The sequence below is a fragment of the Propionivibrio limicola genome (assembly GCF_009469695.1).
Lineage (GTDB): Bacteria > Pseudomonadota > Gammaproteobacteria > Burkholderiales > Rhodocyclaceae > Propionivibrio > Propionivibrio limicola.
In genome coordinates, this window is sequence record NZ_SSSR01000002.1 from 291,709 (window position 1) to 312,033 (window position 20,325).

Sequence of the window (20,325 nt, forward strand, 5' to 3'; positions counted from 1 at the left end):
TGCAGGGATGGAGTTTAGAACGATCTTCAAAGGTTAATTCACAATGTTATCCACAGATTTTGTGGAGAAGGCGTTCTTATGACTTTTGTCTAGGGCTTGTCGTGAGTTGATCGACAGGCTAGAGTTAGCGGCTGGATTTTTATGGGGTAAGAGCGTGTTCTCGATCATTTTGGCGGCTGGCTGGCCCATTTGGCCTTTGTTGTTTGCGTCGATTATTTCTGTCGCTTTAATCATCGAGCGCCTGATGACATTGCGTCGCGCAAAGGTTTTACCTGATGGCCTTCTTCAGCGGGTAATCGCCGAATATCGCCAGCAGGGCGTGAACGAGTCAATGCTTGCGAATCTTGAAAAGCAGTCCCCGCTGGGACAGGTTCTTGCAGCGGGGCTTCGGAACGTCGGCAGTTCGCGCGAGATCATGCGAGAGTCGATTGAGGAGACTGGCGGCGTGGTCGCGCACGGGTTGGAGCGCTATTTGACGACGCTCGGCACGATTGCCTCCATCAGCCCGTTGATGGGGCTGCTCGGTACTGTGGTGGGGATGATCGAGATTTTTGGCTCGCAGTCGCCGAGTGGGGCCAACCCGCTGCAGCTGGCCCATGGTATTTCCGTGGCTCTCTATAACACCGGGTTCGGTCTGATCATCGCAATCCCGAGCATGATTTTCTGGCGCCATTTCCGTGCATTGGTGAATAGCTTCGTCGTCGAGATGCAGCAGCAAGCCATCCACCTCGTCGAGGTTTTGCAGGGTGCGCGGAAGGCCTAAGGAGTCGTTGAAGTGATGAATTTTCAGCGCGGCCGCAGTAATGACGAGCCGGAAATCAACCTGATTCCATTGATCGATGTTCTGCTCGTAATCATCATCTTTCTGATGTTGACCACGACGTATGCGAAATTTTCCGGGCTGGAAATCAATCTGCCAACGGCCGATGCCAGCAAACAGGATGAGCAACCGAACGAAATCAATGTGGCCGTGGCGTCTTCTGGTCAGGTTCTTGTTAATCAGGCGCCGCTTGTCACGGCGGATGTTAAGTCGATCAGTGACGCCCTTCGTCGCGCTGCTGGCGAAAACAAAGAGCCGATAATCGTTATTAACGCCGATGCCAAGGCGACGCACCAAAGCGTCGTCGATATCATGCAAGCCGCCCAGTTGGCGGGGTATCCCCATATTTCCTTCGCGACGCAAGCGCCAAAATGAACGTTCGACGCCAGGAAACGTAATGCGTCCTCGTGGCCTTGCCCGGTGCCTGCCGCGCTTGTGGTTCAGGCGCGAATTGGCCCTGCAGCTTATCCCGTTGTTGCCTCTCTCCTGGCTGTACCGTCTCGTCGTATCGATTCGACGGGCGTTGTTTGCGGCGGGAGTGCTTGCCTCCGAGTCACTGTCGGTTCCGGTTGTCGTTGTCGGCAATCTGACCGTGGGCGGCGCTGGTAAAACCCCATTTGTGCTTTGGCTCGTCGAGCAACTTCGCGAATGCGGTTGGAAGCCCGGTATCATCAGCCGGGGGTATGGTGGTGCGGTTGAAGGTGTTTGCGAGGTTACGGTCGAGAGCGACAGCAGAGTTGTTGGCGATGAGCCGCTGTTGTTGGCCAAGAAGAGTGGCGTGCCGGTTTTTGTCGGGCGTGACCGCGTGGCGGCTGGTCAAGCATTGGTTTCTGCTCACCCCGAGTGCAATGTTGTCATCTCCGACGATGGGCTTCAGCACTATCGCCTGCGCAGGGATGTCGAGATTGTCCTTTTCGACGGTCGTGGCGCGGGCAATTCCCAGTTATTGCCCGCCGGGCCGTTGCGTGAGCCGCTCCGGCGAGCCAGGGGCGTGACGGCGATTGTCTGGAACGGCGGGCTAAGCGCCGGCCGGTCGTTGTTCGGAGAGGTCGTGCCCCAGTTCGCGATGCATTTGACTGGCGACCGTTTTAGATCCTTGCGCGATGCGTCATGTTTTTGCGCACCGGATGCCTTTCAAGGGCGACCGGTCTATGCGGTCGCCGGCATTGGTGATCCGTCCCGTTTTTTTGCTCAGTTGGAATCGCTCAAGATCTGTTTCGAGGCGCATCCTTTTCCTGATCATCATGCCTACGTTGCCGAGGATTTTGCATGGGCACAGCAGGGTGTGATTCTGATGACGGAGAAAGATGCGGTAAAATGCCCCTCTTTCGCCGTGGGCGAAGCGTGGGTGCTGCCAGTTGAGGCACGGATCGACGCTGGTCGCGACGGCAAGACCTTGTTGCAAACAATTCTGGAGAAGCTTAATGGACGCTCGCTTGCTTGATATTCTGGTCTGTCCGGTTTGCAAAGCCAGTCTTGAGTATCGCAAGGCCGAACAGGAGTTGGTCTGCAATCCCTGCAAACTTGCTTATCCTGTTCGTGATGATATTCCCATCCTGCTTGAAGACGAGGCGCGCAGACTGACTCTCGACGAAAAATGATGCGGGAGGTGCCGATGGATTTCAAGATCGTTATTCCCGCACGCCATGCGTCGTCAAGGTTGCCGGCCAAGCCGCTGCTTGATCTCGGCGGGAAGCCGATGGTGGTTCGAGTTGCCGAGCGGGCGCTGCTTTCCGGTGCCAGTGAGGTGTGGGTGGCGGCTGATCACACCGACGTGATCGAGGCGGCCAGCCTTCATGGGATTCGGGTCCTTGAAACGCGCGTCGACCATGCCAGCGGCACGGATCGCTTGGCAGAGGTTGTCGAAAAGCTCGGGTGGGGCGATGACGTGATCGTCGTCAACGTCCAGGGCGACGAGCCGTTGATTGATCCGGCGTTGATTGCCCAGACGGCGAAGCAACTTGCGGCGAGCGGTGCCGATATCGCCACCGTCGCACATCCGATTGAGGATGTTGCCGATTTTTTCAATCCCAATGTCGTCAAGGTTGTTTGCAAGGCCGATGGCGATGCGCTCTATTTCTCCCGCGCTCCGATACCTTATGCGCGCGATCAATTCGCCGGGGAGCGAGGCAAGGATGTTCTGCCGAACGGACTACCCGCGTTCAGGCACGTTGGCCTTTATGCCTACCGGGCTCGTTTCCTGCGCGCCTATGCCGGATTGGCACAGTCGCCGCTCGAAATCTTTGAAGCGCTCGAGCAGTTGCGTGCCCTTTGGCACGGTTACCGGATCAGTGTGTTCATTTCCGACATGGCCCCGAAACAAGGGGTGGATACGCCCGACGACGCTCGCCTCATGCAGGCAGTATTTACAGGGAAAAATATAGCGATTTGATTTTGCCGTTTGGGCATCAGGCGGAGGCAAGGGTGTCCAGCGGTTTGTTGAAACCATACGTTCGAACTTTCGAGGAAGAAAATAATGAGGTTAGTTCTGCTTGGACCACCTGGGGCCGGTAAAGGAACACAGGCGAAGTTTATTTGCGAGAAATTTGGAATTCCGCAAATTTCGACCGGTGACATGCTCCGTGCCGCGATCAAGGCGGGAACACCGCTTGGCATCGAGGCGAAGAAGGTAATCGACGCCGGCGGGCTGGTTTCTGACGACATCATTATCGGCCTGGTGCTCGATCGCCTTAAGCAGGACGATTGCAAGGCAGGGTGCCTGTTCGACGGCTTCCCGCGCACGATTCCGCAGGCAGATGCGATGCGGGCGAATGGGGTCGATCTGGATTTTGTGGTCGAGATCGATGTTCCTGATGAAGAAATTGTCGAGCGCATGGCCGGGCGCCGTGTTCACCCGGCTTCAGGCAGAACGTATCACGTCAAATACAACCCCCCGAAGGTCGAGGGTGTGGACGATTTGACGGGGGACCCATTGGTTCAGCGCGATGACGACAAGGAAGAAACGGTTATCAGCCGTCTGAACGTTTATCACGCGCAAACCAAGCCGCTCGTCGATTATTACTCGGGCTGGTTCGCGACCGGCGAGGCCAAGGCGCCCAAGTATCGAAAGGTTGCCGGGGTTGGTGGTCTGGATGAGATTAGCCGAGCAATTTTTGCAGCTCTGGAAAGTGCGTAATTAGACTGTCTGCGGGCCGCTCTCCATAAAGAGGCCGGATGGCGGCTGACAAAACACAATACAAATCGTAGATAATCGTCAGCTGTAACAAGGGAGGGCGTTGCTGCCCAATAAGGTGAGGGCCATTCTGGTCATTTGTTGTCCGGATTTATGAGGCTTGCCAAGGGATCCGGACTTTTTTCTAATAGGGGAGCTTATGTTGGAAGGTCTGGGATTTGCGCTCGTGTGCGCGATCATTGCAGTGCTTTACGGCGCAGCAATGACCAAATGGATTCTCTCGTTGCCGGCCGGTAATGATCGTATGCAGGAAATCGCCAAGGCTATTCAGGTTGGTGCCTCGGCTTACCTGCGTAAACAGTATTCGACGATCGGCATTGTCGGTGTTGTCCTCGCCATTCTTATCGCAGTCTTCCTTGGCAAACTGATGGCCATCGGTTTTGTCATCGGTGCCGTTCTCTCCGGCCTGACTGGTTTTATCGGCATGAACGTATCAGTGCGTGCCAACGTCCGTACCACCGAAGCGGCGCGGCGGGGGATTGCTGCAGCGCTGGATGTGGCCTTCAAGGGAGGGGCGATCACCGGCATGCTGGTTGTCGGCCTCGGTTTGCTGGGTGTCGCGGGCTACTACGCCTTCCTGCGCAGCGCAGGCGCCGATTTGCACCATGCGGTCGAGCCGCTGGTCGGCCTTGCATTCGGTGGGTCACTGATCTCCATCTTCGCTCGTCTGGGTGGCGGCATTTTTACCAAGGGCGCCGACGTGGGGGCCGATTTGGTAGGCAAGGTCGAAGCCGGTATTCCGGAAGATGATCCCCGCAATCCGGCCGTAATCGCCGATAATGTTGGAGACAATGTCGGTGACTGTGCCGGCATGGCGGCCGACCTGTTCGAAACCTATGCCGTGACCGTCGTGGCTACCATGGTGCTCGGCGCGATGTCGCTCAAAGGGGTTGCAGGGGCAACCGATAACCTCGTCATTTATCCCCTCGTTTTGGGCGGTATTTCGATCATTGCCTCAATCATTGGATGCTTCTTCGTCAAATCGAGCGAAGGCGGCAAGATCATGAATGCGCTGTATCGCGGCCTGGCCGTGGCCGGCGTATTGGCGCTGGCGGCGTTCTACCCCGTGACGACCATGATTCTCGGTGACAGTGTCACTCTGGCCGACGGTAAAGTTCTCAGCTCGCTGAACATCTTCGGTGCGGCGACGATCGGTCTGGTGCTGACGGGGCTGATGGTGTGGATCACCGAGTATTACACCAGTACCGAGTTCTCGCCGGTCAGAAAGGTGGCCGAAGCGTCGACGACAGGGCACGGTACCAACATCATCGCCGGTCTCGGCGTGTCGATGAAGGCGACGGCACTGCCCGTGCTTGCAGTCTGTCTGGCGATCTATCTGAGCTATGCACTGGCCGGCCTGTACGGGATATCGATTGCGGCCACCTCGATGCTGTCGATGACCGGGATCATCGTTGCGCTCGATGCCTACGGCCCGATTACCGACAATGCCGGTGGTATTGCCGAGATGTCCGAATTGCCGCAGGAAGTGCGTGATGTGACCGATCCGCTCGACGCGGTGGGTAACACCACCAAGGCGGTAACGAAGGGATATGCGATTGGCTCGGCCGGTCTGGCGGCGCTCGTTCTGTTTGCCGACTATACCCATGCTCTGGAAGGGCGCTTTGGCATGGCAACCGCCTTCGATCTTTCCGACCACATGGTCATCATCGGGTTGTTCATCGGCGGTCTGATTCCCTATCTCTTTAGCGCCATGGCCATGGAGGCCGTTGGCCGGGCGGCGGGGGCTGTCGTTGTCGAGGTGCGACGCCAGTTCCGTGAAATCAAGGGCATCATGGATGGAGAGACGAAGCCCGATTATTCACGCGCAGTCGGCATGCTGACATCAGCGGCGATCAAGGAAATGATCATCCCCTCGCTTTTGCCCGTCCTGGTTCCGGTTGTTGTTGGTCTCCTGCTCGGTGCCAAGGCGCTGGGCGGCTTGTTGATGGGGACGATTATCACCGGCTTGTTCGTTGCCATCTCGATGACGACAGGCGGCGGCGCCTGGGATAATGCGAAGAAATACATTGAGGATGGCCACTTTGGTGGCAAGGGTTCGGAAGCCCACAAAGCCTCGGTGACCGGCGATACCGTTGGCGACCCGTACAAGGATACGGCGGGTCCCGCAGTTAACCCCCTGATCAAGATCATCAATATCGTGGCGTTGATGATCGTGCCGATCTTGCCGGTAATTTCCTGAGCCCGATTTTTGGGAAAAAACGGGGTAGCTTCGGCTGCCCTTTTTTATGCTCTGTGCAAGCTCTCCTGCCGAAAAAGAGTGGGCGCCGTGCATGAACTTGGGCGAGTAAAATGAAACGATGCTTGTCCGACATGAGAAGTTTTTCGGGAAATTCCTTGCGCTATGGCTGGCGGCCGCCGCTTCGCCCGTGTTGGCGGAAGGAATCGTCCTGCGCGGATCAGAAAATATTGTCGAACTCCTCAAACCGTATCTCCCCGAAAATGGAGCGAGTCAACGTCGTGTGCAGGCGATGCTCGGCGAGGTGTTGGCTACCGAGGGGTATTTCTCTCCGGTTTTCGAGTTTTCAAACGAGGACGGGACGACTGCGTTGTATGTTGCGCCTGGGCCGCGTACTACCGTATCGAACGTCGATATGCGGATTGATGGTCCGATTGAGGAGCCCAGGCGTTCCATGCTTCGTAATGGCTGGCCGTTGCCGATAGGAAGCGCATTCCGGCAAGCCGCCTGGAACGATGCGAAGCTCCAGATTCTTTCCGACCTGTTGGCGGTTGAACACGCCGGGGCGCGTCTTGTCGATAGCCTCGCCGAGATTGACACGGAAACGCAACGCGCCGATGTGCGCGTCCATTACGACGCCGGCCCTCGCTACCGCTTCGGCGAGTTGCAGGTCGAAGGATTGCAGCGCTATCCGGAGGACCTCGTCAGTCGCTATAACCGTGGTTTCCGGGAAGGTGATTCTTACCGTGAAGATCTCTTGAGGGCATTCCAAAGCACGCTGCTGACAACCCCGTATTTTGCTTCGGCCGAGGTCGCGCTGGATTTGGCGCAGAGCGAGGATGATGGCGAAGGTTTTGCAACGGCCCCGGTCCGCGTGAGTGTACGCGAGCGGCCGGCGCATCGTTTTGGTGTTGGTGTTGGTGTTAGCTCGAATACCGGAGCCCGGGTCGAGGCGAACTACCACACCCCCAATTTGTTGAATAAAGCTTGGGTGCTTGATGGCGGGCTAAGGATCGAGCAAAAGAAACAGACGCTATATTCCGATGTTTTTTTGCCTCCCGATGAAACGGGCCGTCGTCATGGTGTCGGCCTGATGGTCGAGGCGACCGACATCGAAGGCTTGAAGACTGACCGCTATGCGTTCGGTGCTCAGACCGTCTTGCAACGCGGTAACCTCGAGCAGCGCCTGTCGTTGAACTGGGAACGCGAGCGGCGCGAGCCGGACGGGGCCATGGCGACCACAAACAGCGCATTGGTGCCCAATGTCATGTGGACGTGGCGACAAGTCGATAACCCGCTCGATCCGCGTGACGGCGTGGTGTGGCAGGCGCAGATGGGCGGTGGCAGCAAAGCGCTTGCGTCCGATCAGGATTTCCTTCGCTTGCAGGGGCGGTGGCAGCAATATTTCCCAATTGGCCGGTTGGATACCGTGGCGTTGCGGGCCGAGCTCGGCGTGACTTTGGCTGACTTGCGCAAAAACATTCCGCAGGACTATCTGTTTCGAACCGGAGGCACCGGATCGGTACGCGGGTACTCCTACCAGAGCCTCGGGGTGACCGAAGGTTCTGCGACGGTGGGCGGTCGTTACATGGGTGTGCTGAGCGCGGAAGCGACGCACTGGTTCAACGAGACGTGGGGAGTTGCCGCGTTCGTCGATGCCGGTGAGGCCGCAGACAATGTGGAAGATCTGAATCTGGCCGTCGGCTACGGTCTTGGCGCGCGTTGGAAGAGTCCTGCCGGGCCGATCGGACTTGATCTGGCCTATGGCCAGCGAACCAGTAGTTGGCAAATTCACTTTGCACTGGCGATACCGTTTTAACCATGAAGCTGAAGCCAAAACGCATGCTGTTAGCACTGATGCTTGTCCTCTCTGCCACGCTGGCAGTTGCGGGATGGCTGGTGGTAACGGAGAGTGGCTTGCAAGTTCTGGCCCGACTGGCGATGACCGCAACCCGTGATCGTTTGTTCATGGCCGATGTTCAGGGCCGCCTGTTGGGGGATTTTTCGATTGGCACGCTGCGTTGGACCGCACCCGAGCTTCAGATTGAAGCTGGCGGGATCGAAGTGGCTTGGGCGCCGGCGACGCTTGTCGAGAAGAGAATACAGATCGACGCTGTGCGCATCGCGCGGCTTCGGATCGATAGCGCGGAGTCGGCGGAGCCAGCTCCGCTTCCCGCCGACTTGACGTTGCCGTTGCCGGTTGCGGTTCGGAAATTCGCGGTTGCGGCATTCGAGTGGGGCGATAGCCTGTCCGTGACCGATATGGCCGGCCGTCTGGAAAGCGATGGAGAGCAGCATCGGCTGGCCGGATTCTCGGCCAGGGTGCTTGATACGGCGATAACGAGTGAGGTCAGCTTGTCCGGAAAGGCGCCTTTCCGGCTGCACGGAACCGGCCGGGTTCGCGGACTGATCGCCGACAAGCCGCTCGAACTCACGCTGGGCGCGGAGGGAACGCTTGAGCGTATCGAATTGGTGGCCACCGGCCAAAAGGGGGTTTCCGGTGAGGGGCAGATCCGCCTGACGCCGTTTGCGGCGGTGCCGTATGCACAGGCGAGATTGGCCGTGAAAGATGTGGACCCGGCGGCCTGGTTGGCCGGTTCGCCGCACGCTTTGCTTTCGATGTCCCTGGAAGTCGAGCCGCAAGGTGAGGGCGTGACCGGTCGATTCAGCGCGATCAACCACCGGCCGGGCCTTCTCGATCAGCATCTTTTGCCGTTTGAAAAAGGGCACGGCAAGTTCAACTGGCAATCTGCGGGTGTGCTGCTGTCGGAATTGTCGCTGGTGTTTCCCGACGGTGGGAGTCTGAGCGGGGAAGGCAAATGGGCCGAAAATTTGCTGACGCTCAGCCTCGGTGCGCGCCGGGTCGACGCGGCGCGTCTGATTTCAACACTGCGTCAGACCCGGCTGAATGGCCCGGTGAGCATTGTGCTAGGCGCCGACCGGCAGCGTGTTGCTCTGAATCTGAAGGACGAGCGTTTTGCCGTGGCAGTCGACGCCGAACGCGCCGGAAGTACGATCACCGCCAGGCGATTGGAACTTTCATCGGCCGAAGCGCGGCTGTTGGCGTCCGGAGTCCTGGAAACGGACGAGCGTATGGCCTTTTCCATGAAGGGCGAGTTGCGGCGCTTCGATCCGAGCCGTTTTTTCCGCTTGCCGGCTGCGCAGCTCAACGCTCGTTTCGATGCGCAAGGGCGTCTTGCTCCGGGACTGGTTGTAGACGGGCGCTTTGAGCTGGACGAAAGCCGTTATGCCGGTTTGCCGCTGGCGGGGCGCGGGCGCCTCAATGTCGCGTGGCCGATCGTTTCGCACGCCGACGTCGCATTGAGTGCGGGACCGAGCCGGCTGACGGTCGCGGGAAGTTTCGGACATGCGCAGGGGAAATTGACGGTTCAGATCGATGCTCCCGATTTGTCACTCTTCGGCGTAGACGGCGGTGTTTTCGGGCAGGTGGCTGTGTCCGGAAACAGCCGTGAGCCGCACGTCGCACTGCGCCTGAATGCGGAACACCTGGGGTATCGCCAATGGGGACGAGTCAGTGGGCTTGCAGTGAGGGCGAGTCTGGCGGGAGCGAACGATTCTCCGTTGGAAGTGGATCTGGCGGCTGCTCAACTCGATCTGCCGGGGCATCCAGCGTTGGCCAAGAACATGGTGTTCCGCCTGGCTGGCCGTAACGACAACCACCGAATGGAGTTGGCCGCCGATCTTGCGGGCATGTATCGATTCGGGCTCGGCGCGGAGGGCGGTTTGTCGCCCGGCCAGCGTTGGCATGGGCAGATGTACGACTTGCGACTGGCCGGCGAGGACAAATCCCGTCGCCTGCTTCTGCGCCGCCCGGCACTCGTGAATGTTAGCCGTGACGGGTGGTCGTTCGGGCCGGCTGAAATTGCGGGCGACGCGGCGGACTGGAATGCCGTCGTCCGGGCCGGCGCCGATACGCGGCGACTTGCCGTAGGTCTGGTCGGGCACGGCGCGCGCCTCGGGCAGGTTGAAGGCGGCTTGGAGGCGGCGATGGAAGGGTCGTGGAAAATTGCCGCCAACGCACCGTGGCATGGTCGGCTGCGGATCAATACGGCGGATCTGGCGTGGCTTGGCGAGTTGCTGGGAGAGGGCTGGCAGACGGGCGGTTGTTTCGTTGGCGAACTTGATCTCATGGGAACGCCCTCCCGGCCTCTGTCCAGCGGACGTTTCAACGGAGATCAGTTGGTCTTGCGTCTTCCCGATCAGGGGTTGCATCTTGATCAAGGGCAACTGTCCGCCGAACTTGACAACAACCTCTTGCGTATCCGGCGGCTCAGGTTCGCCAGCATACTTTCCAGCGTGCCCCGCCCGTTGCGATTGGCTATTGGCGAGGCGGCTTCCGTCTTTGCCGAGCCTGGAAGCCTCGATGTTTCGGGTGAAATGCGGATCGACCGGGCGAGCGGAGCCGACAGTGCCTTCCTTGATATTCAACTTGACCGGCTCGGTGCATGGCAACTTCCCGATCAATGGGTGGCCGTTTCAGGCTCTGGCCGGGTGACGTGGCAGGAAGGCGCGCTCGGTGTTCACGGGAAGGTCGGCGTCGATGCCGGATACTGGCAACTGGCGCCGGGTGGAATGCCCCGCCTTTCCGACGACGTGGTGATTAAACGTCCGGGCGTTCAGTCGCGGCCCGCCTTCCGGCCGAATCTTGATCTCGACGTGACGGCCGATCTCGGTCGGCAATTTTTGTTCAGCGGAGCGGGGCTGCAAACACGTCTTGTCGGTGACGTCCGCCTGACCGCACGGGGGCGTGACGTGCCGCGTGCGAGCGGCAGCATTCGTACGCGCGATGGGCGTTTCGACGCTTATGGCCAGCAACTCGCTATTGAACGCGGCATCCTGACTTTTCAGGGGCTGCTCGACAATCCGGCGCTCGATGTGCGTGCCGTCCGAAAGGGAATGGCGGTCGAGCCGGGCGTGCAGATTGCCGGCACCGCGCAGCGCCCGGTTGTTCGGCTGGTGTCCGATCCCGATGTGCCGGATGCCGAAAAGCTTGCGTGGCTTGTGCTCGGCCATGGCCCGGAATCAATGGGTACGGGCGACGCGACCGTGCTTCTGTCGGCGGCTGGCGGGCTGCTCGGCAACAATTCAGCCAACGTCGTTCAGCAGCTGAAGAAGACGTTCGGCATCGATGAACTTGGTTTCCGCCAGGGGGATATCAGCGGCAACGGAGGGCGTCAGCCGAGCAGCCGGATCGCCGGAAGCAGTGTCGATACCTCTGCCACGACCGGCAGTCAGATATTCAGCGTCGGCAAGCGCTTGTCGTCAAACGCCATACTTTCTTATGAACAATCGCTGGGCAAGGCCGAAAGTGTGGTGAAACTTACCGTAAACCTGACCCGGCAAATTTCGGTCATCGGCCGGACGGGCAGCGACAACGCGCTGGATATCTTCTACACCTTTACCGTGGGTGAATCCCCCCGTCGGAAACGGCGGGGGGAGACGACGGTCAGCGAACCTTCTTCCAGGTCGGATTAGGATTGAAACGTTGCATGCGAAGCACGATGCTTTCAGTGTTTGATCCAAGGTTCTTCTCGTACAGCACGCCATCGTGGCTGACCATGAACGTCGATACACCGGAATTGCCGTGCTTTGCCGGGTAGGCGACGACGGCGAAGCCGCCGATGAGTTTGCCGCCAACCCGGTAATCGTAGGCCCCGCCGCGCGCGGCCTTGCCTTGCGCTTCAAGGAGACGATACCGATAGCCATGGTAGACCCCTGCGCCAGCGTTTCCCGCGCCCTGTTTCTGTGCATCTACCGATGCCGCGCCAACCAACGGCCCGAGCGGACTTGGAGGCTCGTTTGCCGAAACCGGCCAGTAAAGTCCGTCGCGTTTGCCCGCTGTGGAAATGAAACGGCGCGCATAATCGTAGAAACCGTTGCCGTCCAGATCGCCGCTCGCGTATTCCCGTTGGGCGTCGACAACGGCCAGCAGGGTTTGCATGGCATCCAGTTCATTTCGTCCGATACGGCGTCGCAACACCTCTTCTCGTCCGGCTACGGCATCGAAGCGCCATGCACTACCTTGGCGCACCAGTGGTGCTGGGAAAGGCCAGGCGTCGTCGCCAATGAGCAGTACGGCATGATCGTCCGACGTAGGGGTGATCGTGTGCTTGCGCTCATAGGCATCCAGAAAGCGTTTCCAGTCCTCGCGGTCTGCGGTAGCGTCGCCACTGGACAACCAGCTGGCTGAGTCTGCCCCCATCAACTTGAGGATCATTGGGCGGTCGCCAGCCCGTGCCGCGGTGGCAAGCGCAGCGGCGACTTCTTCCGGGCTTGAGTAGTTTTGTTGCACGACAGCGGCTTCCGGTGTGGCACTTTGGGCTATCGGCGCTGCACCGAACACCGCAGCGGCCATCAGCATCGGAATCATGAGCTTGGGTTTCATCGTATTCCTTTCTGCGGAAATGGGAGGGGAATGATCAACGGCGACCACCACCGCGTCCACCGCCGCCACCGCGGCTGCCTCCCCCGCCGCTGAAACTGGCGGATCCGCCACTTCGTCTTCCGGAATCGCGTGTACTGGCCGCGCCTCTTTGGCTTGCATCGCGCGTCGCGGCCGCGTTGCCGATGCCTGACAAGCCGTTGTTTCGCCCGACGTCGCGCGTTCCACCTCCTGCGCCACTGTCGAAGCGACCACTATCTACACGCCCGCTGTCTCCGCGTCCACCTTCGAAACGTCCTGCACCCGCGTCGGGGCGACCGGCATCGCCTCGTCCGCCACGGTCCACGCCTCCTAATTCAGTACGGCCACTTTCTGCCCGCCCACGGAAGTTGTCGCGAGCCTGTGCCGCCTGCCGGTCGCCACCGCGTTCGTACTGCCGCGCGACGTTTTGGTCACGGTAAGCGACCCCTTTACGATGCTCGACGTTATGATTCCAGTTCGAATTGGAAATCGATGAGCGGTTGAAATTGTTGTACCGATTGACGTCGATATCAACATCGCCGCGCCCCCATCCCCAGTTGCAGTTTCCCCAGATCGCTGCTCCGACAAAAATACCGGTTGCAAAGGCCAGCCCTGGGGCATAGGCATAGCCTGGCGGATACATGTAATAAGGGGGCGTCGGGTACCACCACGAACCATAAACCACAGTTGGGTCGTAGGCCGGCACATAGACGACTTCCGGCTTTGGCGATTCAATCACGTAAATCGTATCGCTGCCTTGCGACTGCTTGGAAACCGCCATTTGTTCGGTAGATTTCAGATTGCCGGCCGCATCGGCTTTGGCACGCAGAGACTGGACTGTCATCATGACGTCGTTCTGCTGGGCCAGAAAGGCATCGCCCAATTTTTGCGTCCACTCCAGACGTTCGCTCATCTGCTGGAGAACTTGGGGAACTGACGTCAATGATTTGACCGCCGGATCCCATGGCTGCTTGACCAAGGCATCCTCTAATGGCTTGCCCGTCACTTTCGGATTGTTTTTTTGCCAGCGCGCAGCCTGTACGACTTCCAGCGGATAGGTCGAAGCCATGAGCACTTGCGCCAGCAACGCATCCGGATAAAGAGCAATCGGCGCCAACAATTGGTCGAGCTCTTGCTGGGAAAATGTCTTGCTGGGGGCAGTCGTGCCGGTGGATGGGGGTGTGGCGCCGGTACTTGGTGCCGTCTGGGTGAATGCTGGCGCGGTTGCGAGCAATAAAGCGGCAAGCAGGGCGCCGGATCTTTGTTGTCTGTATTTCATCAAGTTCCCCCAAGCACAATAATCATGTCGGGAAGTCTCAACTCGCCGTAAAGGCCAAATTAAAGCCGCCCGACACTCCAACCGAGAACGGTTGGTTCCGGATTTCGATCGGGAGTTTTGAGCAACGCCCCCAGTTCCCGTCATTTATCGGCAGGGGGCTGTTCTGCTTGTGTGCTTTGCCCCATTCACCAAGCCGTCGATGCAACTGAGTAAATGCTTTGCGGAAAGAACATCGTACCGACGGCCGCCTCTTGCAGTATAAATTTGGAAATTGGATATTCAAGCACCAAGAATTGCCCAAGGGGCGTAGAGGCTGATGCGGTCTGTTCAGCGAGTCGCAGATAACACCTGCGACCAGCCGTTCTTCCTCCTCGATGGGTGGAATGTGCCTTATGGGTTCCAGCAGTCGCTGGTTCAGAATGGCGGTCCGGAGTTGGCTTGTGCAACTGTTGGGCACCTTTTGAGTTCGGGGCCGAAAAACAAAAAGGCCAATCCGAAGATTGGCCTAGCTGTTTGTTCTATTTGGCGCGCCCGGAGCGATTCGAACGCCCGACCCCTTGGTTCGTAGCCAAGTACTCTATCCAACTGAGCTACGGGCGCGCTGCACAGAAATCCAAAAAAGCCAATCCGAAGATTGGCTTGAATGTTTGATCTGAATGGCGCGCCCGGAGCGATTCGAACGCCCGACCCCTTGGTTCGTAGCCAAGTACTCTATCCAACTGAGCTACGGGCGCGCTGCACAGAAGCTGCGCATTCTACTGCAGGTTGTTTGGTTCTTGCAAGTTTTTTGTGGTTTTTATTTCTTTATTGGGCGGCTTAAGTTTTTAGTTTTTGCGACCAAGAAAACAGGTGGCCTCCCCGACAGGAATCGAACCTGTATCTCACGCTTAGGAGGCGGGAGAATTATAAATCGCAAGTTGTTGAATATACGTACAACTTCCGAGTTTGTGTTATTGTTTTCTGAATTTCCGTCACATTTTGGGCACACTCGGAGGCTAAAAATGGCATCTTTTCGACAGCGCGAGAGCGGGTTTTGGCAGGCTATTGTTCGGCGAAAGGGGCATCCAGAGGAGTCGAGGACTTTTCGAATTCGGAGCGAGGCCGAGGTATGGGCGCGCGAGGTCGAAAGCAAAATCGACAAGGGAGTTTTTGTTTCGACCTCGGACGCGGAGCGGACGACGTTCGATGATTTGCTCGAGCGCTTCAAGACCGAGTTTGGCCCGTTCCATTATCGTGAGCGTGAGGACGGAAATGAAACTTGGCGCTTCCAGTGCAGGTGTCTGTCCCGGTTCTTTGGTCAGTACGCGCTTTCGGCAATCGATCAGAAGCTGATTGTCCGTTTCCGCGAAGCGCGGCTTTCGGGCAACGGTAGTCGCCGGGCGGTGGGAGAGAGCACGGTCCGGAAAGAGCTTTACATGCTCTCCAAGATCCTTGGGTTTGCGGAAACCGAGTGTGGCATCACGTTGCCGCGCGGGAACCCGGTCGCGAAGATCCGCAAGCCGCGTGATAGCCGGTCGCGGGATCGTCGTTTGACAGCGGCCGAGTGGGACGCTCTTGAATGCGAATGCAGAAAGAGTCGTAATCCGTGGCTGGCCTCCGCACTGACGTTCGCCGTTGAGACAGCGATGCGCCAGGGCGAAATGTTGTCGCTTGAGTGGCGGCACGTCGACAAGCAGCGCCACCTTGCGATGCTGAATGAGACGAAGAATGGGGAGGCTCGCGCGGTTCCTCTTTCCAGTCGTGCGCTGGAAGCCCTAGGAGGGTTGCCGCGCGATCTGAAGGGGAGGGTGTTCCCGTGCGAACGTTTGACGCTTACACGGGCCTTGACGCGTGCTTGCGCGCGTGCCGGGATCAGCGACTACCGCTGGCACGATCTTCGTCACGAAGCGCTTTCCCGTCTGGCTGAGCGCGGGGATTTCTCTGTGTTGGAACTGGCTGCGGTTTCCGGGCATAAGACGTTGCAGATGCTCAAACGGTACACGCATTTGCAGGCTGAGAAGTTGGCTCAGAAACTAGGTTGATAAGTGTTAATTAACGGTTTACAATAGGTCATGATCAAGTCGTTCGAACACAAGGGGCTCGAAGCGTTTTTCAGGACGGGGAGTAAAGCGGGCATTCAACCGCATCACGCTAACCGGCTTCGCCTGCAACTGACCATGCTTGATAAAGCGCGGGAGCCCAAGGATATGAATGCTCCGGGGTGGAGACTGCACGGCTTGAGCGGTGATTTGGCAGGATTTTTCTCGATTACGGTGAACGGTAACTGGCGAATGACGTTCCGGTTTGACAACGGGGATGCCGTGCTAGTCGATTATCAGGACTATCACTGAGGAGGTTGATATGAGCAGAATGCACAATCCGGCGCATCCCGGTGAATTGCTCAGGGAATGGATCCCGGAAGGAATGACAGTAACGGAAGCGGCGTCACAACTCGGCGTCTCGCGCGTTATGCTGTCGAAGATATTGAACGGCAAGGCCGGGGTTACGGCGGATATGGCTTTGCGACTATCTGTCTGGCTTGATACTACCCCGGAGGTATGGATCGACATGCAGGCTGCGTGGGATCTGTGGCAGGCAGAGCAGCGCGGATTGCCTGACGTTAAGCCGTTGCGGATGGCTGCGTGATTTTGGGGCCAGTTAGGGCCAAAAAAGTCTGAAAATCGCGTTGAGATCGTCATTTTCGACGATCCACGCGCGGCGCGAGTGAGGTACGATAGGGGCATGAATTGGATGCAATGTCTCTCCCTCTCCCTCTCTGAGCAGCGCGGCTTCGGCGCCGAGCGCGTCGCGACCGAGCGCTTTTTTGCGGCGCTTGCAGTCGGCAGTGTGGTGCTTGCTTTTTGCATGTTTGGCGTGGCTGCTATTGCAGTTGCGCTGATTGTCATAGTCGCGTTTGTTGTTCGCTCTTGCGCGGCAGGCGGCGCGTCGGTCTTGCGGCGCGGCATTGCAGCAGTCGACAGCGCGCAAAGGGCTGACCGGTCGGCGTCGCGCGGCATTATTTTCTGCACAATTTCTTTTTCATTCTCAGCACTCCGCGCGTTTTGTGCTGCTTCGCTCCTCGCTGCAGAGCGGATTTATGGCGATGTATTGTTAGCTCACGTCGCTCTCGCCCCGCGTCAACTCCCCACGCCCCGCGCCTCCCGGCGCGGAGCGCTGCTGCGTTAGGGGCCGCCCGCCTCGTCTCCGCGCCGGAACTTTTTACCCGGCGGCCTCGCTGAAAAAGTGAGGCAAAAATGCATTTTCCTATCGATTTTCCGGCTTTCGCCGGCCTGCGCATCTGCGCGCAGTTTCTCGGTTTATCCTACTCGCATATTAGAAAAATAACATACGACCAGCGCCCGGCGCCGGCTGGCTGGCCTGCGCCGGTGCGGGTTGGCGGCAAGGTCGGCTATCTCAGGCACGACCTCGAGCGTTGGCTTGATTCGCTCAGCAGCGCCGCTGATCAGGTGTCTGCTTGCCCTGGCGCGCCGGCGCAGCAGGCCGCTGAAACGCCCCCTCCGCGCCGCCGGGGGCGGCCGCGGAAACTTGAGTCCGCCGCGCGGGGGGCAAAAAAATGAACGACTTTGCCCTGATCAAAAAATATGCAGGAATGATAAAAAAGATCGCGCGCGAGGAAAGTTTTTTGGATGGCGATGACGATTTGATGCAGTCGGCATTTTTGCAGCTGCTTGAATGCAAAGGTAAATTTGATTCGGACCGGGGCGCGAGCTTTGCGACGCGCTGGCTGAGTTTGCTGCGCTTTGATTTGCGGCGGCAGGTAGCTGGTGGGCGGTATGGGGTAGAGCTGGATGCGCCGGACGTCGAGAATGAGTTGTCTGCGCAGGACCCACGGGACGTTGAGCGCTGGCGGGTCGCCGAATTGGACGACGAGACGGAGCGGCTCTGCGCAGCGCTGCGCGAGGCCGACACTGCCTACATCGCGCAGCGTCGCGGCGTGACGCGGCGGCGTGTGCAACAGTGCGTCGCGAGGCAGATTGCGTCGATTGCCTGCGGCGGAGATCTTTTCGCGGTGGGGTGGGGGCGATGAGAGCCGAATCTCGCCCCCACCCCACCCATCTTTGGACATCGCCGGATGTCCAGGCGCTCCCAATCTCCCAGCGCAGGATGTTGGAATACCTCTGGACCGGGCCGGACGTCAGTGGTGCGGGCGTCACCGTCATCGAACTCGGCGTTTTTCAGGCGCGCTTAGGCGAAATTAGTGCGTCGGTGAACAACTGTTTATCATTCCTTGAGCAGGCGGATTTTGTCGTGTGCGACAAAACGACCAGCGAAGTTTTTGTGCTCGACTGGTTCCGATTCCACAAATTCAATTCGGCCGTTGGCCAAGCCGCTTACGCCAAAGGATTGAGAATGATTCACAGCAAAAAAATCCGCGTCATCATCGAGGAGCGTTTCCGCCTGGCCGGATACAAAACAGAGTGTCCTGTGTATAACTTAACCAAAATCCAAAAGAAACAACGAGGTAAGTCACCAACGCCAACACCAACGTTAACCCCAACTCCAACCACCACCTGCACCGCAGGTGGTGGTGTCTTTGGCATTTTTTACGAGTCAGCAGGGCGACCAGACTGTCTGGTCGCCAGGGCTAAGGATCTGGGCAAGGTACTCGCTGCTGCAGGCGAGGAGCAGGCCCGCTGGGCCGGAGCAGCGTGGCGCGCGACCGTGGGGGCGGGCGCTGCTAAAGACGCCGAAGCCCTCGCGGTCGCGCTTTGCAAGCACGCCGCCGAGGGGAGGATGAGCCGCCCTGCGGCAATCGCTGCCGCCGAAAAAATGGAAGCGGCCCGCAAAGTCCGGGCAGGCGCCGATCGGCGCTACGCAGAGGCGCTCGCCGTACCCCCGCCCGGCTTCGTCGCGGGCGGCGACGAAGCCGGTAAAAGTCTTGTCGGCAGATTTTTGTCCACCCCGGCCGGAGCCGGGCCGATAAGTGTAGCCGGCGCGATCATCGGCAAAAAAATCGTCCCGCTGTCCGTGATTGCCGACGAGATCCGCGCCGGGAAAATGCGACTAATTGATCCATAGAGGTAAGCCACCGGCTTTGCCGGTGCTATCTGACTGACGAGCGCTTGAACTATCAACCCAATCCCTTGAAGCGGCCTGGAGCCCTGAAATCAGATTTCCGTATGCCATCGTCACTGCATCCCCGGTGGTCTTTGCCTCGGCTTTATTACTCCTCGAAAAGAGGCCAAATCCCCGCGAAAATTTCTCCGTGCTTTCCCCTAAGCCCCGAACACGCTTTGTTTCGCCGCTGCTCAGAGTTACCTCGACCTCAAGCGCGGCATACGCCGTAATTTGTCGTTCGACAGTCCTTCCAACGAGGGGGATAAGAACAGTCGCGGGGATATCCTTCTTTATGAAGGCGAAGCGGGGATTGTCAGGCAAGTCAATTTCAGGATGAGGGACCGCAACCAGATCGATTCTCGTGAACTGTCGACCAACGACCTCTGGCAAGTCCTTTTGTGCTCGCCTGTAAACATCCTTGATAACATCTTTGAAATGCGAAGGCACGTCGAGGTCGTCATCAATGGAAACAACCTCCACTTTGTCTTTATCGACCGTTCGAAAAAGTTTGACAAGGTGAGAAGAGGCGTCTGGCGCGGATGCTTGCTCGGCCACACTAGCTACTGATGGGTCCTCGACTTCCGTCGCAACCGATGATGAAGAAACGGCGATCATGATCGCGGCTACTGAGAAAATGCTCTTGAACGTTCTCGACATTATTTTCCAAATTCCGGGTTGGTTAGGGTATGCCAAGGGCACACTATAGCGAATGTTTTGCGTTGTTTTGCGTTGTTTTGCGTTGTTTTGCGTTGTTTTGCGGGGCCTTGATCCTCAACTTATTGCGATTCTGCACTCAACAAGTGGATTTGCTTGATAGGATCGTCCAACGGGCGGTTCTATCCATTGAGCAGGGCGGCGTTGCTACCTCGCTGGAGCAAGTTTCCACTTGCCATAGTCCTGCATCAGCACCGCTTGGCCGATTTCGAGGCGGGGCGTTGCTTCTTGGACGACGCGGTATTTTTCACCCCGCTCCGTCACGACCTCGTATTCGATTTGGGTCTGTACCACAGGCGCTTCATCGTGTGCGGCGCCGATGATCTCGCCGATACCTCCTAAAGCCCCCCAGGCGGCACCTGCAAGCGTTCCGCCGATGCCTCCATTATCTATGGTGTGGCCGACGGAGGCGCCGACTACGATATTCCCCATGGCTTCGGCCGGAAATGCTCTTTGCTTGGGTGGCGGGGTGAGATCGGGTAGGTCATATACAGCGACTACCGTTGCTGGAACGGTGCTCAATGGCTTCATGGGCGGTGCTGGCGTCGCAGGGCGAGAGGCACATCCCGCCATGAGGCAGGATGTGATGCAGAAAATGACGAGCTTGTTCATGGAAAGTCGCGGCATCTGAATTGGTGGC

Annotated in this window: 20 protein-coding genes and 2 tRNA genes; 16 read left to right on the plus strand and 6 right to left on the minus strand. The window is 58.4% G+C overall.

Annotated elements, in window-relative coordinates:
* Positions 1-154: 154 nt before the first annotated feature.
* The 9 genes from GH659_RS03350 to GH659_RS03390 all read left to right on the plus strand — a co-directional run bounded on the left by GH659_RS03350 (position 155) and on the right by GH659_RS03390 (position 11,706).
* The gene (locus GH659_RS03350; RefSeq protein WP_153109326.1) at positions 155-763 is read left to right on the plus strand and encodes a MotA/TolQ/ExbB proton channel family protein; all 609 of its coding nucleotides are present in this window, start codon (positions 155-157) and stop codon (positions 761-763) included.
* A gap of 15 nt (positions 764-778) precedes the next feature.
* Positions 779-1,195 carry an ExbD/TolR family protein gene (locus tag GH659_RS03355; RefSeq protein WP_153109452.1) on the plus strand — a complete coding sequence of 139 codons (417 nt, stop codon included), beginning with the start codon at positions 779-781 and terminating at the stop codon, positions 1,193-1,195.
* A gap of 76 nt (positions 1,196-1,271) precedes the next feature.
* On the plus strand, positions 1,272-2,264 hold the full coding sequence (gene lpxK / locus GH659_RS03360) for a tetraacyldisaccharide 4'-kinase (RefSeq protein ID WP_246167675.1): 993 nt from the start codon (positions 1,272-1,274) through the stop codon (positions 2,262-2,264).
* Positions 2,245-2,421 (plus strand): Trm112 family protein, encoded by a 177-nt coding sequence (locus GH659_RS03365; protein WP_153109328.1) that lies wholly within the window; start codon positions 2,245-2,247, stop codon positions 2,419-2,421. Before lpxK ends, GH659_RS03365 begins: the two co-directional genes overlap by 20 nt.
* Positions 2,422-2,435: 14 nt before the next feature.
* Positions 2,436-3,212: a 3-deoxy-manno-octulosonate cytidylyltransferase gene (gene kdsB / locus GH659_RS03370; RefSeq protein WP_246167678.1), complete on the plus strand. Its 777-nt coding sequence runs from the start codon at positions 2,436-2,438 to the stop codon at positions 3,210-3,212.
* Positions 3,213-3,296: 84 nt separating this feature from the next.
* Positions 3,297-3,956, plus strand: a complete 660-nt coding sequence (adk, locus tag GH659_RS03375; RefSeq protein ID WP_153109330.1) for an adenylate kinase — start codon at positions 3,297-3,299, stop codon at positions 3,954-3,956.
* Between the two features lie 196 nt (positions 3,957-4,152).
* Positions 4,153-6,213 (plus strand): sodium-translocating pyrophosphatase, encoded by a 2,061-nt coding sequence (locus tag GH659_RS03380; protein ID WP_153109331.1) that lies wholly within the window; start codon positions 4,153-4,155, stop codon positions 6,211-6,213.
* Between the two features lie 187 nt (positions 6,214-6,400).
* Positions 6,401-8,029 carry an autotransporter assembly complex protein TamA gene (locus GH659_RS03385; RefSeq protein WP_246167684.1) on the plus strand — a complete coding sequence of 543 codons (1,629 nt, stop codon included), beginning with the start codon at positions 6,401-6,403 and terminating at the stop codon, positions 8,027-8,029.
* A 2-nt stretch (positions 8,030-8,031) separates the two neighbouring features.
* The gene (locus GH659_RS03390) at positions 8,032-11,706 is read left to right on the plus strand and encodes a translocation/assembly module TamB domain-containing protein (protein ID WP_153109333.1); all 3,675 of its coding nucleotides are present in this window, start codon (positions 8,032-8,034) and stop codon (positions 11,704-11,706) included.
* Here GH659_RS03390 and GH659_RS03395 read toward each other — a convergent pair.
* The 4 genes from GH659_RS03395 to GH659_RS03410 form a co-directional block, all read right to left on the minus strand.
* Positions 11,678-12,616, minus strand: coding sequence for a DUF2950 domain-containing protein (locus GH659_RS03395; protein ID WP_153109334.1), 939 nt, complete (start codon positions 12,614-12,616; stop codon positions 11,678-11,680). The two genes, GH659_RS03390 and GH659_RS03395, sit on opposite strands and share 29 nt — an antisense overlap.
* A gap of 34 nt (positions 12,617-12,650) precedes the next feature.
* On the minus strand, positions 12,651-13,913 hold the full coding sequence (locus tag GH659_RS03400; protein ID WP_170285811.1) for a DUF3300 domain-containing protein: 1,263 nt from the start codon (positions 13,911-13,913) through the stop codon (positions 12,651-12,653).
* Between the two features lie 523 nt (positions 13,914-14,436).
* Positions 14,437-14,513: transfer RNA gene (locus GH659_RS03405), tRNA-Arg, on the minus strand.
* 57 nt (positions 14,514-14,570) lie between these two features.
* Positions 14,571-14,647 (minus strand) — tRNA-Arg (locus tag GH659_RS03410).
* Between the two features lie 267 nt (positions 14,648-14,914).
* Here GH659_RS03410 and GH659_RS03415 point away from each other — a divergent pair.
* The 7 genes from GH659_RS03415 to GH659_RS03440 all read left to right on the plus strand — a co-directional run bounded on the left by GH659_RS03415 (position 14,915) and on the right by GH659_RS03440 (position 18,932).
* A complete protein-coding gene (locus GH659_RS03415; RefSeq protein ID WP_153109336.1) occupies positions 14,915-15,934 on the plus strand; it encodes a site-specific integrase in 1,020 nt (339 codons plus the stop codon).
* Positions 15,935-15,964: 30 nt separating this feature from the next.
* Positions 15,965-16,243 carry a type II toxin-antitoxin system RelE/ParE family toxin gene (locus GH659_RS03420; protein WP_153109337.1) on the plus strand — a complete coding sequence of 93 codons (279 nt, stop codon included), beginning with the start codon at positions 15,965-15,967 and terminating at the stop codon, positions 16,241-16,243.
* Positions 16,244-16,253: 10 nt separating this feature from the next.
* The gene (locus GH659_RS03425) at positions 16,254-16,538 is read left to right on the plus strand and encodes a HigA family addiction module antitoxin (protein WP_153109338.1); all 285 of its coding nucleotides are present in this window, start codon (positions 16,254-16,256) and stop codon (positions 16,536-16,538) included.
* Positions 16,539-16,634: 96 nt separating this feature from the next.
* On the plus strand, positions 16,635-17,078 hold the full coding sequence (locus GH659_RS03430) for a hypothetical protein (protein WP_153109339.1): 444 nt from the start codon (positions 16,635-16,637) through the stop codon (positions 17,076-17,078).
* Positions 17,079-17,146: 68 nt separating this feature from the next.
* Positions 17,147-17,470 (plus strand): hypothetical protein, encoded by a 324-nt coding sequence (locus GH659_RS14770; RefSeq protein WP_170285812.1) that lies wholly within the window; start codon positions 17,147-17,149, stop codon positions 17,468-17,470.
* On the plus strand, positions 17,467-17,940 hold the full coding sequence (locus GH659_RS03435; RefSeq protein ID WP_153109340.1) for a sigma-70 family RNA polymerase sigma factor: 474 nt from the start codon (positions 17,467-17,469) through the stop codon (positions 17,938-17,940). Before GH659_RS14770 ends, GH659_RS03435 begins: the two co-directional genes overlap by 4 nt.
* A gap of 77 nt (positions 17,941-18,017) precedes the next feature.
* Positions 18,018-18,932 (plus strand): hypothetical protein, encoded by a 915-nt coding sequence (locus tag GH659_RS03440; protein WP_153109341.1) that lies wholly within the window; start codon positions 18,018-18,020, stop codon positions 18,930-18,932.
* Here the strand turns inward: GH659_RS03440 and GH659_RS03445 are convergent.
* Complete coding sequence (locus tag GH659_RS03445; protein ID WP_153109342.1) at positions 18,918-19,628, minus strand: hypothetical protein; 711 nt, start codon at positions 19,626-19,628, stop codon at positions 18,918-18,920. The genes GH659_RS03440 and GH659_RS03445 overlap by 15 nt on opposite strands.
* Before the next feature lie 204 nt (positions 19,629-19,832).
* Positions 19,833-20,297, minus strand: coding sequence for a hypothetical protein (locus GH659_RS03450; RefSeq protein WP_153109343.1), 465 nt, complete (start codon positions 20,295-20,297; stop codon positions 19,833-19,835).
* Positions 20,298-20,325: the final 28 nt, after the last annotated feature.